This window comes from Enterobacter cloacae complex sp. IR5450, assembly GCF_049238665.1.
Lineage (GTDB): Bacteria > Pseudomonadota > Gammaproteobacteria > Enterobacterales > Enterobacteriaceae > Enterobacter > Enterobacter hormaechei_C.
In genome coordinates this window covers 89,281-107,118 of record NZ_JBMKIC010000012.1, presented here as the reverse complement: position 1 = coordinate 107,118, position 17,838 = coordinate 89,281, and the positions used below count along the sequence as shown (strand labels likewise).

Sequence of the window (17,838 nt, the reverse complement as noted above, 5' to 3'; positions counted from 1 at the left end):
AAAGGTGCTGTTTCCGGGCAGCACCTTTCTGTACAGCAACGTTTTCTGCTGGCCGTACCAGCCGTACGAGGAAAATTATGAGACGCCTTCCCGTGTTTTTTGTCCTGGACTGTTCAGAGTCCATGATTGGTGAAAACCTGAAAAAAATGACTGATGGTCTGCAAATGATCGTCGGAGATTTAAGAAAGGATCCACACGCACTTGAAACAGCCTGGGTCTCGGTAATCGCATTTGCCGGTGTAGCCCGTACGATTGTACCTCTTCACGAAATTGCCTCGTTCTACCCTCCCCGCCTTCCCGTTGGCGGCGGTACGAGCCTTGGAGCTGCATTGCGTGAGCTGACCGTGCAAATTGATACCCAGGTCAGAAAAACCACTCATGAGGCTAAAGGCGACTGGAAACCCGTCGTGTATCTCCTTACCGACGGACGTCCGACTGACGACACAACCGCAGAAGTGAAGCGCTGGAAGGATCACTACGCGAGTAAAGTGAATCTCATTGCCGTTGGCCTGGGGCCGTCAGCGGACCTGAATATCCTGCGGCAACTGACAGAGAATGTCATGCTGTTCACCGAATCTCAGGAAGGGGACTTTACCCGCTTCATCAAATGGATCACGGCCTCGGTTACGGCGCACAGCCGCAGCGTCGGGGACGACAAACAACCTGAGCTCAGCCAGACTGAATACATAGTCCGGCTGGCCAAGGACGAGCCAGTAAAAGCGTACGACGAAAACTGCGTTACGCTTACCGGCCGTTGCAGCAAGACCCGTCGTCCGTACCTGATGAAGTATGAACGGCCACCAGCAAGGGTTTCCGGGCTCGATTTCAGTCTGAACCTGAACAGCTTTAATATTGCCGGATGCTATCCCATCGATGAGGACTATTTTGCGTGGTCAGATGCCACCGCTACCGGTTTGCAGGTAAATACCAGCGAACTGCATGGCGTACCGGGTTGCCCCCACTGCGGTAATGCCAGTGCGTTTGCCCTGTGCTCATGCGGAAAGTTGCTGTGTATTGACGGCCCGGATGACGTGATCTGCCCGTGGTGTGAAACAGGCCTGTCATTCAGCAATGATGGCGGAAACACTAACTTCGACGTAAACAGAGGGAGAGGTTGATGTCGCAAAATGCTTTACTTGAAGAGAAGATTATCCGCTTAGTTCTGTCTGAGCTGGGCCACCCTGTTGAAGGTGAGCGGCTTTTACTTCTATCGCAGGACCCATCCCTTACCGAAGAAATTATGCGGCTTAAAGAGCGGATTGAGAGCCTTGCACAGGGTTTATCTGCGCGGGTTAGCGAAGGTGATAACGACGCAGAGATTGCCGCCTCGTCAGCATCCAGTCTTTCCGATCAGCAACAAACGGTCGTAAGTGTTGCTGATAACCCGGGCATTGACGCTACCGATACATCAGCACTGCAACCCCTGCCAGAAAATGAGCCTCATCCTCCGTTCTGGAAGCTGATGCCTTATTACGAATTTGATAAACCAGCACAGAGGGAAGACGAAAACCTGTCTTCCCTGGTATTAAAACCCGGGCAGATACCGACAGGCCAGCAGCGGGCCAGCTTAGCTGTGCCACCTGCCGTTCCCCCGAGAGCTAAAATAACGATCCCCAACGCCCGCGCAGGCGAACGTTTCTCTTCGCCGGTTGCTATCGTTCTGGGTGAGGGCCAGCAGGCTACTGTCAGGGACGTTGTCTTTCCCCGGAACATTGGCCTGTCTTTTGACAAAGAACAGGAGTTGCTGACAGGTACTCCCACCGAAAGCGGCGATATAGAGCTTTCAGTAATCTGGTCATGCACGTCGCACGACGAATGTGAAACAAAACAGCTATTTATAATCAATCCCGATCCGAGAAGCCTGTGGAAGGTGGTAGAGCCACCAGCAGACGCTCCCTACCCTAAGTCCCATCTGGACGCTGCTGGCCTGGTCAGGGGTGATATACGTATTGCTGCCGCCAGTCGCCGGGGACGCTCTCATGAGCATGCCGGAAGCTTCAGAGATGACGACTTCTACATCAACCACTGCCAGGAAACAGGATGGTCTGTCATGCTGGTCGCAGACGGAGCCGGTAGTGCGGTAAATTCCCGGGAAGGCTCCCGGATTGCAGTCAAAACGGCTGGCGATTACCTTTTAAATCAGCTCAGTGGTGTGAAAGGCGTCCATTTAAAGCAGCACATCACGGCGTGGGAAGGGAGCGATCAGCAGGCAACAATAAACGCCATGCTTCATCATTTTAAACAGGCAGCTACGCTCGCGGTCAACAGTATCCAGAACGAAGCCATTTGTGCAGAACAACCTGTGAAATCCTATTCAACAACCCTTCTGGCAACTGTAGCGCTACGAACTGATAACGAGCTGTTTGCGGCTGCATTCTGGCTTGGTGATGGTGCGATAGGTGCATACAGCCCTTCCGGTAAAGTCAGGATACTGGGAAATCCCGATAGCGGAGAATACGCAGGACAAACCCGTTTCCTTGACCAGAGCATTATCGCAGACCCCTCGTTTAGCGGCCGCATCAGCGTGGGTAAATGGAATGATGTATCTCACTTGATCCTCATGACAGACGGCGTCTCAGACCCTCTGTTTGAGACGGATAATGGGCTTCGCAGTGACGAAAAATGGACCCGTCTCGTTGATGAGCTCAACCCTGTCCTTACAGACGCCAGTATTGCGCCTGAGAGGTTAGGCGACTGGCTTAACTTTTTCTCCACAGGGAACCATGATGACCGCACTATTGCGGTGTTGTGGTAAGGGATACGCTTTTTCGGTGATCAATATGGCAAATATCGTTACGTGCAAAACAAAGGACGGCGAAACAGTCCAGTATGTTGACGAGGTAATTGGTTCGGGCTCGATGAAGGATGTTTACTTTTCGCCTGATAAATCATACGTCGTCGCTTTTTATCATAAACCGCAGAACGAGCAGGCCCGGGATCGGATTGATATGATCACCGGACGCTACAGGCAAAACATTTTTGGCCAGTCCGGAGGTGAATACTGGAAGGACCTGTTTTGCTGGCCGACCCATGTTGTTGAGCATGGGCATAAAATCGGCATCGTGGTTCCAACCTACAAAAGCTACTTTTTCTTTAAATACGGCTCTAAAAACGATGATTTTCTTGGCATAAAAGGTCGTGAAAAGGAAGGCAAATGGTTTGCCAGCGCCAGCAACCAGAACAAATTTCTCGACCCACGTGAACGAGGCAATACGCTTACCTATCTCAAGGTCTGTCTGCTGCTGACAAGAGCCGTCAGAAGGATGCATGCGGCAGGTCTCTGTCACAGCGATCTAAGCTATAAAAACGTGCTTATCGATCCAGAAATGGGACATGCCTGCATCATTGACGTAGACGGCCTGGTTGTCCCTGGAAAGTATCCTCCCGACGTGGTGGGCACCCCGGATTTTATCGCTCCGGAAGTGGTGAAAACCAGTCATCTTTCCAAAGAGGATCCGAACCGCGTATTGCCAAGCATTACTACTGACCGTCATGCGCTGTCGGTGCTTATCTACATGTATCTGTTCTTCCGTCATCCGCTACGTGGCGGAAAAATACATGACATGTCGGATGAAGTACGTGATGAGACCTTATCTATGGGTGAGAAGGCACTCTTCATTGAACATCCGACAGACAAAAGCAATGCAGTCAAAGTCAGTCAGCTATCGTCCTTTTCACTGCCCTGGGCTGACCCGGAGAAAATTCCTTACACCATCATGGGCCCTTATCTGACACCTTTGTTTGAGCGCGCCTTTATAGATGGCTTACACGATGCCACTAAACGCCCGACCGCCGATGAGTGGGAAAGCGCCCTGGTTAAAACAGTCGATCTGATACAGCCCTGCCAGAACAAGGCGTGTGAACAGAAATGGTACGTTTTCTCGGGTAAGACAAAGCCGGTTTGTCCCTACTGCGGTACGCCATACAAGGGTAAATTACCGGTTCTAAATTTATATTCTTCCCGAAAGGAAGGCAGTTATCGTCCTGACGACCACCGGTTGATGGTGTGGAGCGGGCAGTCAATCTATGCGTGGCATGTGAATCGCCTCATTGCGCCAAATGAGCGTACAACCGATTTGCAAAGGAAACGAGTTGGGTATTTTGTTTTCCATAACGATCAGTGGTGGTTAGTAAATGAAGGCATAAATGGGCTTATGTCATTACCGGATAAACGACAGATTGCCATTGGGGAAAAAATTGAACTGACGAATAACGCTCAGTTTGTTCTGTCAAAGGAGGAAGGCGGCAGGCTGGTCGTCGTTCAGTTAGTAGAAAACTAACGGACGCCCATAACGACTAAAACGTTCTGGCAGCATACTGAACCTGTTTAATGAATCACTATATTAAGCTGTGTCAAATTTAAGCTGCCAGAAAAACTGACTGTCTGTGCCGGATATGCGGTACACCTCCTGCGGCAAGGGTTTAATGCGCAAAGCCCAATTTATTTATAAGAGTGAATAGTTTTGTGGCTCTACCCTGCCGCTCTCCTTTCCTGTGTCATGGTTTTTAACATCTGAAATACTGACATTGTTAAGCCGGTGATTGTATAAGGCGATGCGGACAATCTCATGAAGATATTCAAGTTCGTTTTGTGTCAAGGACTGGCCTTCCTGGGTTTTTGAAATCATTTCCTGCCAGCAGATCAGTCTTTCGTAACTGACATGTTCGCTGTTTTCCAGGCAGTGCAACCTGAAATAGCGAAGGAACAAAGGAAATTCATCGGTCTGAGCGATGTCATAAGCCCGAACCGTTAACCTACACAGACATACAATCGTATCCTGCTGTAACCTGACTAACGCGTTATGACTGCCCGGAAGGATATCAGGCAATTTCATCTTACAGTCAGCAAGGCGCTGAAGAAGAGGCCCTTCCTCTGAAGGCTCCCGTCCCCGATACTCCTGAAGAGGTTCAGATTCAAGTTCATGCATTAATGGATGATATAGCCATTCCCGGGAACTGGTCTCATCAATGATCAGGCTTTCAATGCACTCACTGTATGTTGTTTTACGTCGCCCGAGCTGCACCTGACTGATTTCATATTCAATATCTGGAAGATCGATACGCAATGCGGCAACTCTTTCGGAAGGATGAAGGTGGTCAAAGGTTAACTTCGCAGAAATGCTACGATCCCTGTCCAGAAAGACGGCCACACATAAATCATTAACCTTTACGAACAGATCAGCTGTGCCTCCGAACATACTGCCGCTTCCAATAACCTCATTCAGTGAAACCGGCCCACCATCGTCGCCAGCGAGAAGATTTGGGAAACCAAGAACCTGGTGCTCGTTGATGACTTCAATAATTTTTCCCCGGATGGCTTCCATCAGACCATCACAGTCACCGGCTACAGCAGTACTGTGTGAGAAATGCCAAAGCTTGACCTCCCCCTGCTTTGCTAACAGATCAGTTTTGCAAGCGGGGCAGATGCAGTTACAGTCGATACCCCGGCTGACCTCTGTAATATCTAAAAAGAGTCCTGATTCTCTCTGGAGTCCAAATGGAATACCAAATGTGTAACTCTTACGCATGGCTGCACCCCGTTTTTGATAATTATTCAAACTATATCCGAAATAACGGAGGAGGATTTCTGTAAAACGAATTAAAAGAAATGATTTTTTAGTTTTCCAGATTAATGTTTGACAAGAATCAAATGAGAGCCTTACAAATATGGAGAGAGAAGTTTAGGTAAAGTAACTTTTATCACAACTTCTAAAATTAAGGAGAATATCGGATGTATTTAGCAGTGGGCTTGGCTTATGATTAAAGTCTTTCTCCGAACTTAATAAGAAAGTTAAAAAGACAGGCTATTACAGTGCCTTTAGCCCCGAAAGGGGCATAAACTATTTTCAAATCCAGACACAGTCTTTTTGTTGTGCCAATATCAATAATTACTCGCGAACAAAGGTCCACACACTCGCAGGAACTTTGTCATATAACTTTTTCATTGTCAGTTCAGCTTTACGATGATCATAAGCACCAGAAATTTCAAGAGAGGCGACACCCGAGTTTTTTTCACATAACCTTTCAAATACTTTTTCGAGCGTTTCGAACGAACTACACTTACGGAATTTCATTAAATAAGACTGCTTTGTGTCAGACATAATCAACCTTCTTTAGACAGGCCTCAACTGGCCAGGGATAATCTTAATATCATTTTTCACTTAAGCCTAACGATTTCACAACCTTTTTCGTTGTTTCCACCCTGTTCATAACCAGGTACATGAGTGCTAAAATGACTGTAAATAAAACCAGTGTATCCCGGTGAGCAGGATGAAGAATCAATCAGTGATCAGACAGTTTTCGGAAAGCGAATTGCATCAGCAGCTGGAAACGTTCGGCAACCATGATAAACAGCTTTCACGCTTGATCCGTTACTTTTCCCATCTGAGATACAACACAGCTAAAACCTATCTGCACTGGCTACGAGTATGGAACGAATGGTATCAGGCGAATGCCCGGTTGCATACAGACTGGCCAGTAAGTTCGCTCCCCGTGTCTGAGGAAGCTCTGCTGGCGTTTATGGGGCATCTTGAAGGCAAATTGTCACGAAGCAGCATAAACAGCTGTCTTCAGGCCTTAAACAGTATCCATAAAAAAGGGCTTAACCTGCCCGGGATTATTACGTCTGAAGCATGGTACATGCTGGAAGCCTTAAAACAATCGGAAGCCCGGAAGCGAAAGACGACTAAACAGGCAACTCCCTTTCTTATTGGCGATCTCAAGGCTCTGATAAAGTTACGCAGTACTACAAACTCAGTTCGTAAGCTTCGTGACCTGTGCCTGATCTGGACAGGCTTTGAAACACTGCTCCGTTCATCCGAAATTCGCCGTATACGTCTGAAAGATCTGTCTCTGGATAGTATGACCGGTGAATTTAACCTGACGGTATACCGTACAAAAACGAACATCAGTACACTTCTTACCTACCGGCTGACACGTCAGTTAACTAACTGCCTCTTGAGATTGATGAACCTTGTGAAAATGGATCAGCACAGTCATCCGGATGAATACCTTTTCCAGGCCGTAAATTTCCATGATACAGGCTATATGCCACCCGGCTGGAAGCTTCGGAGTAAAGGGAATGAGCTATCTGAGCTTCTTAAACGGCATAACCTGCCCTACCGTGCTAAACAAAGTCTTCTGAACGATGAAGATGAGGAAGACACTGTGGACGATGCCGGTATGCTCAGCAAAAATTCCCTTTTACGGGCATTTAAAGAAATGTGGAATGAGCTTTATCCAAATGAGACTAAAACCCGTTACTGGACAGGGCACAGCGTTCGTGTAGGCGGTGCGATACAGCTGGATATTGAAGGTTACTCGCTACCACAGATTATGGAAATGGGGAACTGGTCGAATGAAGAAATGGTTATGCGCTACATTCGCAATATTGAAGCTGGTAAAAAAGCCATGATCAAGCTTATGCGAAATGCCTTTGATGAATAGCGCCCTCACGGGCGCATAACTTTATTTTTTCTTGAACGGGTTAAGTCTGGTGAGATTAGAGAGTGCCCCTCCCGGAGGCAAAATTCCCGTCCTTTTATATTTGTACACGCCATTTAATTTCATTGTCTGGATTCCAAGATTAATAAGCGTGACAAGTTTAAGGGTATACAGGAGTGTAAATTGGGGAGCAACCTGAATAAAAACTAATAACAAGCCTGCACACATTACACGTAGCCATGCCGCGTACTCCATGCTCAGCGGACGCTTGAAATAGAATCTTTCGAGCAAATCAACTGTCTTATTACTGATCCACGCCGCCGCCACTGAGAGTAACAACACGATGCACACCATAATGCCCAGTTCCATTTTCACTCCCTTCTCTTTTAGTCTGTTTAAGTTGAGGCTTAGCCACAGTAGTTTTGTTTTTTGCTTTTTTCTTAGGTTTGGTATGGTGAAACAGAAAACAATCCACCATTACCCAACCATTTTTATATCGAGCCACCAGCATCTTCTGGCTGGGGTAATGAGCATGAAACAGCATTTTCACGTCCATGGTGCCCATCAACGACTGTTTGCGCTTTAGCTCATCCTCAGCCATCTGAAATTCTTGTAAGAATTCTGAAGACAGACGCTGACGCAGAATTCTTATGGCACTGGAGTTTTCATCATTCTTTGCCAGGTGCCCGAAGCGTACAAGTGCCTTGTGGGTTATCTGGATGGGTCCCAGATGAGAGCTGAGCTGTTCGTACTGCCAGAAGTAGGTCAAATCCACCTTAACCCAGCTGATGCTGTCCAGCAGAGCCTCGTTCATGATGGTTCCGGACATAGGTACCATTGTCAGCCTGGCCAGACGCATATGTATGTAGTCCGTAAGCAACCTCAGCGACTCAGGAACGTTTTTATTGAGTAGGAGATGCTGAAGCACCGGGGTTGCGGTCTGCCAACACAGATTGCGCCCGTCAGGCAGGAAAGCAAACTTTTGATCGTCAGGCGCAGAGTTCGAAGCGTTTTCCTTACGAAGCAAAAAATAATGGCCGCACAGCAGCTCTGCTCTTACCTGGTCCTCGTCAGGGTCATGTCGGGCTTTACTTAGATCAACGGTTAGCACAACGCGGTTAATCGCATCAGCGTGATATTTTTTTACCCAGACGCAGACACGATAGAGACGCTCATCGATTTTCTGGCTGGCTGTGGAAATCCATTGCATTGTTGTTCCTTAATTTTCGGGGCTGACAATGAAAATGCCCAGCTCAGCCCCCGGCACGAGTTCTGTATATTTCAGGCTCAGCTTCCGTTGGTTGGACGGACCCTGGCTGTTTTCAGGAGCCCAGTCAGAGAGCGTTTTTAATTGAGGTATGTTGCCTGCTGCGAAAATGGGCAAGGATGCTTTTACTACTGAATAATCAGTCTCAGCATATTTATTCCCGTTTCGTTCCTGCCCTTCAGGCCTAAATGCAAAAATGTGAGCAATCGGAACAGGGAAAGAGTTAGTTCGACAAAGGCGATAAGATTCGCCCTGCTTCAGTGGGTGAAATTCAAGACGGTGTAAAGCCTTATCGATATTAGACACGACATTCAAATTGGTAGTTGCTACATTTTTTACTTCTGAGGCTCTCCTGCGCTCCAACAAACTCACAAGTTGCTCTGCTGTTTTAACTTCCTGGTTTCGGTTTAGCCGCCATGAAAAAGTAACTTTTTTAAGCTGGGACTTGATGAAAAGGATATTTCTTGTTGAGTGCATAGCGACAAGGCCCGGGAGCTTCTTGTGCACTTTATCAAAACGGACATTCTTTTTATTATCGATACGCCTCATTGCCGCAGCAAAATCATTTTTTGCTTCGTTTATAGAAGTGATCAAGCTTTCGAGAAGATCTGCTCTTTCGGGGACAATGATTAGACCCGGGTATTTAGTGGTTACTTTGGTGGAATCATGACTTAATGACTCTATGTCATCCACACAGATGTCAGTAAGTGCCTGAATAATTTCCTCAACCGAAGCATCGTCTTTAATACTAACCCTGATGGGTTTAACCTGCTTCAAGCGCTCTTCTGTTCTAGATACGGTGGAGACAGTCATCAGGTTTGCCATCATCGGGGGGGTGTTCGAAAGAAAACACTTGAGCGAGTCGATGCGTTCCAGAATCTGGTCACGAAAATAGGGCAAATCGTCATAACTCATACGTTTCTCCAGGCTCATGTTATTTCCAATCAATTTTGCTGCCCAGGCTGACCTTGCAGAACATAAATGTCATGTAAACCTCTAAAGAAGTCATTTTGAAACAGCTTTCACAGCATGCGATTTATGTTCGATAGGGCTCATGAACAAAGGATGATAATGGAGACGCCATGGATAGTGGATAGTCTTACCCACCTGGGTGATCCGATTGAGGCGAAAACGACCATTTATACAGTCAACTGACCAAAGCCCGGGAGAAACTAACCTCTTCCAGCGGTAAAAAGAGAAACCTGCAACACAGAGGTCATGCTCCAGGAAATGTTGAGTTTCGACGACGCGAACTTTTATCAAAAACCCCAGCATTGGCGAAAACCAGATCAACAACCATGTTGGCGGCAGGATGACTTTGTTCAGGAGATGATCTGTCATAAGCAAGGCAGATAACATCAGAAAACTGATAGTCAACCACAGGGCCATCCAACCGGCCCATACGCGGCTCTGACAGGGTTTCCATTCGAGAAGAAAAAGTTTTTTATGCATTCTGCCCCGCCTAATTTTAATGTATTGCCGAAGTATGCTGCATCATGATGGTGGTGCGGGGAAAGATTTCAAACTTCCACAATTCTGAAGCCGTGTTCCAACCATGAAAGATCCCGTCTCCACAGCGAGTGTTAAAAGCAAGAATTTCATCCCTGACCTGGTAAGCGAGCACTTCTGGCATATCAATAAACTCAGGTAAGGAAAGAAGAATTCCATGGATAACTTCTCCGGTTAACTTACTCATAACCTCTTCCTCAGACAGGGCAGCGTCCGGGAACAAACACAACGGAAGTGAAAAACAACATAGGTCAAGACCAATAGCAGCCCTTCCTGCGTCGTAGCCTTCTTCATTAACGACAAAACGAAAGAATTTTTCTGTCTCACCCCGTAATGATGACGGTCCTTCAGACGGAACTTCAATACCACTGAAGACTTTATCGGTCCAGTTGGTAAAAGGACTGGTGAAAACCCAACAAATTAAGGATAACGCCAGCTCTTCCTTAAACATACGTTCAGTGCCGGTAGTTCTGGAAAGTTGCTTTTGAGTACTCATGTTTTACCTGTTGCATGAAATTATTGATGTTATATAAACACAACCGGCATTTTATCTAATAGGTTTGAAAACACTAAAAATCGCAAATGCTGGTACCTTTCTGTTTTAAGAGATTTTCAAGGTAAAGTGAGGCTAGATCAATTGGCTGGTTCTCTTCAAGACAGGCTCGCACAAGATCTTCAATAGAGACCGAATCAACCCCCCTTCCCTGTAAAATTTCTTTAGCAGATGCCAGCGTTTTATGAACGCTTCGACTTAGTTGTAATCTGACTTGTGTGCGGGTATCAAAAAGACAATCTTCTGTGACACTTTGTGAAACGGTTCTACTCATTGAAAAATCACTCCATTTCTGGGATCGAATGAAAATTAACAGCTATAGATGTATCAGGTTTCCCATTTTCTACGATACTCAACCACGTACGCGCTGAGATTTGTTGTTCACAGACGAGTATGTAACCTGTTCCCTGTTGATGATGTAGCTCAAGAGCTTTTAGGATAGGCTCTGAATGAGGTCCGAGAGCATCACGCGTGTGAATAAGCGTTTGCTCTGGCAATACGTTGCTAAGCATAGACAGCAGAACATTACGCTCATCCTCATTATCCGACAAAACAAGAATTATACGAAAACCCGTTTTTATACGAAATCTGATTTCTGAAACTAACTTTCTTAATCTTAATTTATATATGACCAGGCGGAATCGAGTCATCAGTAAAGAGACCACTGTGAAGATAACGATTACTGCGCCATATTTTGACCTGTAGAACCACCAGTTAAGGCCTCCAGCAACTATCAGGATTAACATTAAAATTAAACTCCCATAGAAAAAAAGTGCTGGGTAGCGAGTTGTCTTTCCTTCAATTAGTGCTGAGGCAAATATCAAAATGGATATTCCGTAAATTACCCAGTCAAAAATACTTTCTCCAATCATTCTTTAGTGAACATCCTTAAAAGTGGAAATGTAGGTTTATGGGTTTATGCATTTTCCTGATGGCCTTGACAACCAAGGATTTCACAGAAATTGTCACAGTGTGAAGCTGTAACAAAGCGCTCTCCACGTTCGAATCGCTCAACCAAATCCTTTCTTACTTCACTTCCAGGTTTCTGGAAGATGTACTCAAACTGGAGATCCTCGGCCGTTGAAAGTAGTCGTTCTATGCTGAAATCAACATGGTAAAAGCAAAACTGATTATCAACCGGGGGAAAGTTGCTTTTGGTACTGTTCTCGTTTTTGGATTTTAGTTCATTCATGAGCTCTCCTTGGTTGAGAACAGTATACAAATCTCTTTAGGGATTTTTTTTCGTTAATAGCACTTTTTTGAGTTTAAAGAGTATGTTCATACCAGAGCATTAGAGGCTACGAAAAGGATAATGGAATTAGAAAGATAGATTTTAAGTGGTGATGTAAGGTGGGATAGGTAGAAGAGGAGTAGACGCTTGTAAGCGAGGCAAAAAAAAGGCACGGAAACCGTGCCATAAGAGTATGTGAGAAAAAATCAAAATCAGGGAAAGAATCAAGCAGCTTGTGAAACTGAATCTCCAACTGCAAGATTTAAATTTCTTAGGTTATCGAAAACTTCAGATACTAAGTCATTACGGTCGTGGATTTTAATCCGCCCACCGGTTAACTCTGAAACATAAACGGTATGGCAGAGGTCAGTAACCACTTCGCCGTATTCATCAACGACTTCCAAAGATGCAATCATCGGAATATAAGAAGCCGCAGCATAGCTCTCATAAATACTTATTATGGAGTCATTGTTGCGTCGAGAAATTACCCTACCAGAAGGTAAAGCCTCATCTTCCATATAGCAATCAGATAGGTCCTCACAGAAGTCATTTTCTTTAAGTGAAATATTAAGGGTCAATTCACTGTTGATAGAGCGTGAATAAGAATATTCACTCAGTTTATAGCAAGCCAAACTTATATCACTAAAAGTTTCATAAGCTTTATAGAGGCTCGATGTTATAGACTCAGATACAAATGTTATTAGTCCAATAAAATGAGTATCCCAGAACTGTTGCAAAGCAAAACGGGCAATCATAACCTGACCATCAACCTGCATCAGTCTGTTATATTCATCCCGGTCATAACCTTTCGACTGAGAAACATCATTAGACATGCTAAGAACTTCACTACAAACATCATCATATTCAAAACGGCTAGTTGCAAAGTGTTTTCCTGAAATCTCAAGGTACTGACCAGAGACTGCGTCAAACACCTCAAGAAAGTAACAGAGTCGAGATTTTAAAGATTCTCTGTTTAAAGCTTCTATTTCATTCTCAGAGATACTATCGACATATAAATCAACAGCATTCTTGAGTTCAATAGCTTTGATATTACAGGTAAAAGAAAGCTCGTCACTTTGACAATGGCAAACACTTAATACTATATCCGCCTCATCAAAATCTATGCCAAGATAGCTCAGAACTGCTCGGACATAGTTTTTATCATCAGATGAATGTGTCATATACACTACCTCAAATTTGAGAGGAAGTGCCCCAGAAGGGAAGCGACTTCCCCACTGGGTTAGATAAAAGTTTGGTTAAGCTAAAAGAAGATGCCAGCGACAGATTTTACATTGTCATAGACAAGTGTCTTCAGCCAACCAAAGTTACTTTTTTGGACTGAAGCAAAAGGATCATTGAGACGCGTTACGAAAATCGTCAAAAGCTTCAGTTATTAGTAATGTGCGATCAGTTACTCTGTATCGGTCATTACTTTCGAGAGATACGTAAGTTGAATGCGAAGAATCACAGACAACACGCCCTCTTTTATTGATCAATCTTACTTCCATCATCACCGGCACATTGATAATTGAAGCAACATCGGTATAGAGGGATATGAGGGCATCATTGTCACAATATAACGCCCCGTTCCCATCAAATGTATCGTTAAACTTAATATATATATCTGGCATATTTGCCGGATAATCATCAGTATTGAAATCAATGCATAACTTTAAGTCATCATTAATACGGCGATTAATCTTATGCTGCCCAACACGTACAAAGCCATGTTCAACAGCTTTGATAATCCTTAAAGTTTCATTAAGACAATCTGTAATTCTTTTCTCGACAAATGAGATAAAGTCACCAAAGTCGGAATGAAAAAACTGTTTAAGTGCAAATTTCGCAACTAACACTTTCCCATCCACCTTCATTTTATCGAGATAAAGATTTCTTATAGCATCAGTAGAAGAATTAGCTTTAGATAACTCTTCACAGTCATTAATAATCATTGAAACAATATCAATAACTTTAACTGGGCTTAAAGTATTACTATATCCGCGAATATCAAACGTAAAAAATCCGAAATTCTTAAATACTCCAAGAAAATAAATTATTTTTTGTTTCAAAAGAATAGAATCGGAGTAAGATGCGTTGTGCTTTATTAGTTCAGATATGTAGAGATCCAACATACAATTTAAATTATCGATATCTACATCGTAATCAAAGGTTACTTTGTCGAACGAAGTATCAGATAATTGAACGGTTATATCGTCAGCGGGAACATTAAGGCCTAAATTTTGATAAAGAAAGGCACTAACAAATTCCACGTGGTCAGATTCTTTAAACATTTACACTACCTCATGACTAAAAAGGAAGTGCTTCCCACCGGGAAGCAAGTTCCCGGATGGGTTAGATTAATTATAAAAGAGTTCTTCAGAAGGTACATGCATTTCTGGTTTGAACTGTTTTAAGGAGTTGTTTATAGCTTTTCGATATAACCCTGAAGAGTGTGGCTTAAACATTTGATATTCCGTAACGAGCAGAGGAGACGTAAAGCATCCTAAGTTCACTAGTGAAATATTTGATGTTTCTTCACAAACATCTAATTCAGCGTATATCCGCCTCTTCATTACCCTGCCTGCTAAATAGCGACGAACATGATTTATAAACTTGTCCGCATCTGATATAGAATTAACTATATAATCAGATGTGACTATCTGATTAGATACAGTTTCAGGTATAGCTTCGGCTATTATTTTTACGTTCATTTCATAATCAACACTATGGAAGCAAGCAAGAATTTGTGGCTTCGCGCTTTCTAAAATCTTTTCAAGAACAGAAAAAATCAGAGAGAACTCGTTTAAAATTCGCTTTTGTATAAGTCCATGTAGATGTTTTATGAAAGGAGAACCGTGTTCAACAAGGCCTAGTATAAGATCCTTAGAGGCCAAATCTGAGCGGTAATAAACGTATTCTAGATTATCCCGGTTAAATCCTTTGATAAGCAAATCAGGCTGCTCTGAGACCAGTCGTAAATGAGTTGAAGCTATAGAAACTTCAAAACGAAAGTTCGCGAGATTTACAGGGCCTGCTTTTAATGTAGCCGCTTCGGAAAAATAAATGAAAAGAGGATGCAAATCATCGTTACCACAGTAAAGATGGTCTGCGCCCTTAAGATATTTCACCAAATGAGGTAGAAAAGATATTACTGGAATATCAGCCACAAATCGAATATGCCGAAATGGTTTTGAATCCAAATATATATTTTCCACTACAGCGCCAACAAAACCCATTTTAACAAGAATAGATTCAACTAACTTTTGTATCGCATTCATTTAAATACCCTCTTAATAGAGGGATTTCTCCCAAAGGGAGAAATCCCTATGGGAGAAAATAATTTTAATTAATAATTGTAGCGAAGCGCATGTTCTTTTTCACTAAGATGGTTTTCATATTCCGACTTACCAGAACTTAAACACTCTTTGAAAAAGACCTTTGAAAAATTCTTCAAGTCACTTCGGTTGTTAATTTCTTTGTCAGACATCAACTTAGCTGAGTGTGAGGTATCCACAGGCCCCAACCACCATTCATATTTAATATAAACACAATTGGTTTTTGTATGTCCATTTAGAAATCGTTTTGCATTTCTAAGTATTTTTCTACAACCGTTAAGGTCTGAAAGTAAGATATCTGGAGCAATGAGCTCTTCCAGAATATGACCAGGTAAGCCTTTCCTAAAAAGCTCAACATCGTAACTACAATACCAGTCACGATAATTAAAAGCTTTAATAAGTCTTTCAGGTGTATCCAAAGATATCTTATTCAGGATTTTTAATGCAAAGCATACAGCATCTTTTAACAACTCGTGCACCTCAACATTGATAAATGAGAAAAACGAGCTTAATTCTTTCTCTAAGGAATTATACAACTTACCGTAAATATCCTGAGAAAAAAGATACTGCAATCTTTCTTTATTATAAGTGCAATTCGAAATTGAATAGACTTCTCCTCTTTCGATTTTGCACCCTTCCCTTAAAACTATAGGAAACCTCAAATGGTTAACAATGAAAGAATGATTCTTTCTTTGCTTCAAAGCATCTAATTGAAATTTCGTAATTTCCTCCAGATTTGCATCTTCAAAACCTGGAAAGGGAATATCACAGAAACAAGAACTATATGCTTTTGCTGATTCATACATAAACTCCAGTGAAACATCAGCATCAAAAGACATACCAGAGAACATGCCCTGCCCATTGTCTAAAAATGTAATGTTTTTAACCTGTATTTTTTTATGTTGAACAACCAAAAAGGCATTAATGATTTTTTCGATAATTTTCATGTGATCCTCTCTCAATAAAAAAGGGATCACTCCCATATGGGGTGTGATCCCCACATGGGTATAATTTAATTAAAAATCTGTAAGACCTAAATCTTTATTTCTACCACAAACTGTAGAAGATATAAGACGTTTTACTCGCTTTCGAGCACTTCGGCCTGACGTATCTTTCAAGTACATCGGTAATGACAATGATGAGATTTGATTACTTCGCTTATGATGGCAGACTATATAGCCCTGCCTCCACCCCGAACGCACAAACTCACGGATGCGGTTAATATATGCCGAAGCTTGAGATTTTGTACTTATCGATTCAGAACACTTTAAGTTCTGTTCGATAGAGTAAAGCTCAGCCGCCATTAATTTCACCTCATACAGGTCATCCCCATAACTTATAGTTTTCAACAGCTCTTCCTTTTCCCGAATGAAAAATACTTGCTGCATTCCAAGGATCAGGTCATAGGCCTCTCGAAAGAGGTCGATAAGCTTATTACGAACATAAATCATAAACTCCTCAAAGTGCTGAAGCCAGAAATAAGCCGCATTACTTATTTGTGAATTGTGAGAACAAACAAGCCCTTTAGCAAGCTCGACCTCTTCCTCCCGAAAAGTAAAGTTACTTTTCTTAAACCGACTTTGTTCAAAAATGCTTTGATGCATTTCTATCCATACAGAAACAAAACCGAGGGATTCAAATTCTTCGTTTAACAAATGTAAACTTTCGAAGATTTTCTGAATTTCGATCCCGATGTCATATGACAGTGGACATTCTTTTATAGAATAAACATAACCGGGTAGGAAGTGAGATAAATGCTCAGTTCGCAAATATAAACTGAATTTAAGTTCTGTCAGTGGTTGTTTCAAAGATAATTTAGATGATTCGCTTATATTTACTGGTTCAACACCATTTCTAATCAAAATAGCTTTTACCAGGTCCGTAGCTAACTTCATACAGCCTCCAGTCGTTATTGAGGCCTCCCTGATGCAGGTTGGCCATCAGGGAAAATATGTAAATCAATTAGCAACCAATCAGACCGTTGCCATTACATTGTCAATGTATCTGACAAGGGATGGGCGGTCGTCCTGTAAGGCAAAACGGCGAAGGTCATCAAGATTATACGCAGGAAGATAATCAGCGTAACCTCGAATACGAAGGTCCTCAACCACAACTTTTATATACTCAAATCGTCCAAGATTTCCTTTTAATGGGGGTTTTCCTGGACTAGACAGCATATCGTCTGCTTGCTCCCATGTGATTTCTTTAGCTTCACCACTATGTAGATCAAGATGGACATATATGAATGACTTATAATCTCCACGGCAACGAAGATAATATTTCGGATAGAAATATTTGTCACAACGCAACAAACACGTTCCTGAAGGACGAACTACGTACAACAGGTTTCTGTCATTTTCTAATATGCCATGTTTCAAAATCGTTATATCTATCTCATTATCATGCAGCAAATAGCATGACGATGGTTCATTGACGATGCGCGATTTTATAACAGCAGCAAATTTATTAAAAACTTCGTTAGTTTGAAAATTCATTAAAA

At 43.0% G+C, this 17,838-nt stretch carries 19 protein-coding genes; 4 read left to right on the top strand and 15 right to left on the bottom strand.

Annotation, left to right across the window (positions count from 1 at the left end; all coding sequences use genetic code 11):
• The first annotated feature begins 77 nt into the window (after positions 1–77).
• From ACOTYB_RS11900 to ACOTYB_RS11890, 3 genes are read left to right on the top strand one after another with little or no spacing between them, the layout of a single operon-like run.
• A complete protein-coding gene (locus tag ACOTYB_RS11900; RefSeq protein ID WP_001253656.1) occupies positions 78–1,118 on the top strand; it encodes a TerY-C metal binding domain-containing protein in 1,041 nt (346 codons plus the stop codon).
• Entirely contained in the window at positions 1,118–2,755 is a 1,638-nt protein-coding gene (locus ACOTYB_RS11895) for a PP2C family serine/threonine-protein phosphatase (protein WP_000081059.1), read from the top strand. Before ACOTYB_RS11900 ends, ACOTYB_RS11895 begins: the two co-directional genes overlap by 1 nt.
• 25 nt (positions 2,756–2,780) lie before the next feature.
• On the top strand, positions 2,781–4,280 hold the full coding sequence (locus tag ACOTYB_RS11890; RefSeq protein ID WP_001284318.1) for a helix-hairpin-helix domain-containing protein: 1,500 nt from the start codon (positions 2,781–2,783) through the stop codon (positions 4,278–4,280).
• A gap of 165 nt (positions 4,281–4,445) precedes the next feature.
• Here ACOTYB_RS11890 and ACOTYB_RS11885 read toward each other — a convergent pair whose 3' ends face one another.
• Positions 4,446–5,528, bottom strand: a complete 1,083-nt coding sequence (locus tag ACOTYB_RS11885) for a hypothetical protein (RefSeq protein WP_001232447.1) — start codon at positions 5,526–5,528, stop codon at positions 4,446–4,448.
• Positions 5,529–5,888: 360 nt separating this feature from the next.
• A complete protein-coding gene (locus ACOTYB_RS11880; protein WP_001285422.1) occupies positions 5,889–6,101 on the bottom strand; it encodes an Hha/YmoA family nucleoid-associated regulatory protein in 213 nt (70 codons plus the stop codon).
• 169 nt (positions 6,102–6,270) lie between these two features.
• Here ACOTYB_RS11880 and ACOTYB_RS11875 point away from each other — a divergent pair, with 169 nt between their 5' ends.
• Positions 6,271–7,446 (top strand): tyrosine-type recombinase/integrase, encoded by a 1,176-nt coding sequence (locus ACOTYB_RS11875; RefSeq protein WP_000795949.1) that lies wholly within the window; start codon positions 6,271–6,273, stop codon positions 7,444–7,446.
• 301 nt (positions 7,447–7,747) lie between these two features.
• Here ACOTYB_RS11875 and ACOTYB_RS11870 read toward each other — a convergent pair whose 3' ends face one another.
• The 13 genes from ACOTYB_RS11870 to ACOTYB_RS11810 all read right to left on the bottom strand — a co-directional run bounded on the left by ACOTYB_RS11870 (position 7,748) and on the right by ACOTYB_RS11810 (position 17,833).
• The gene (locus ACOTYB_RS11870; RefSeq protein WP_001198595.1) at positions 7,748–8,653 is read right to left on the bottom strand and encodes a hypothetical protein; all 906 of its coding nucleotides are present in this window, start codon (positions 8,651–8,653) and stop codon (positions 7,748–7,750) included.
• Between the two features lie 9 nt (positions 8,654–8,662).
• Positions 8,663–9,625, bottom strand: coding sequence for a DNA replication terminus site-binding protein (locus ACOTYB_RS11865; protein WP_000119428.1), 963 nt, complete (start codon positions 9,623–9,625; stop codon positions 8,663–8,665).
• A 90-nt stretch (positions 9,626–9,715) separates the two neighbouring features.
• Positions 9,716–10,162 (bottom strand): hypothetical protein, encoded by a 447-nt coding sequence (locus ACOTYB_RS11860; RefSeq protein ID WP_000549069.1) that lies wholly within the window; start codon positions 10,160–10,162, stop codon positions 9,716–9,718.
• Between the two features lie 16 nt (positions 10,163–10,178).
• Entirely contained in the window at positions 10,179–10,715 is a 537-nt protein-coding gene (locus ACOTYB_RS11855; RefSeq protein WP_000107167.1) for a hypothetical protein, read from the bottom strand.
• A 73-nt stretch (positions 10,716–10,788) separates the two neighbouring features.
• Entirely contained in the window at positions 10,789–11,046 is a 258-nt protein-coding gene (locus tag ACOTYB_RS11850; RefSeq protein ID WP_001371933.1) for a hypothetical protein, read from the bottom strand.
• Positions 11,047–11,053: 7 nt separating this feature from the next.
• Positions 11,054–11,644, bottom strand: a complete 591-nt coding sequence (locus ACOTYB_RS11845; protein ID WP_000578891.1) for a hypothetical protein — start codon at positions 11,642–11,644, stop codon at positions 11,054–11,056.
• Positions 11,645–11,688: 44 nt separating this feature from the next.
• Entirely contained in the window at positions 11,689–11,964 is a 276-nt protein-coding gene (locus ACOTYB_RS11840; protein ID WP_001004200.1) for a hypothetical protein, read from the bottom strand.
• A 263-nt stretch (positions 11,965–12,227) separates the two neighbouring features.
• Complete coding sequence (locus tag ACOTYB_RS11835) at positions 12,228–13,184, bottom strand: hypothetical protein (protein ID WP_000149830.1); 957 nt, start codon at positions 13,182–13,184, stop codon at positions 12,228–12,230.
• Between the two features lie 171 nt (positions 13,185–13,355).
• Positions 13,356–14,294, bottom strand: coding sequence for a hypothetical protein (locus tag ACOTYB_RS11830; RefSeq protein ID WP_000472041.1), 939 nt, complete (start codon positions 14,292–14,294; stop codon positions 13,356–13,358).
• Between the two features lie 66 nt (positions 14,295–14,360).
• Positions 14,361–15,281, bottom strand: a complete 921-nt coding sequence (locus ACOTYB_RS11825) for a hypothetical protein (protein WP_000991697.1) — start codon at positions 15,279–15,281, stop codon at positions 14,361–14,363.
• 68 nt (positions 15,282–15,349) lie between these two features.
• Positions 15,350–16,285 carry a hypothetical protein gene (locus ACOTYB_RS11820; protein WP_000691119.1) on the bottom strand — a complete coding sequence of 312 codons (936 nt, stop codon included), beginning with the start codon at positions 16,283–16,285 and terminating at the stop codon, positions 15,350–15,352.
• 69 nt (positions 16,286–16,354) lie between these two features.
• Positions 16,355–17,233: a hypothetical protein gene (locus ACOTYB_RS11815; RefSeq protein WP_000762003.1), complete on the bottom strand. Its 879-nt coding sequence runs from the start codon at positions 17,231–17,233 to the stop codon at positions 16,355–16,357.
• Positions 17,234–17,311: 78 nt separating this feature from the next.
• Positions 17,312–17,833 carry a hypothetical protein gene (locus tag ACOTYB_RS11810; RefSeq protein WP_001011130.1) on the bottom strand — a complete coding sequence of 174 codons (522 nt, stop codon included), beginning with the start codon at positions 17,831–17,833 and terminating at the stop codon, positions 17,312–17,314.
• Between the last annotated feature and the right edge of the window lie 5 nt (positions 17,834–17,838).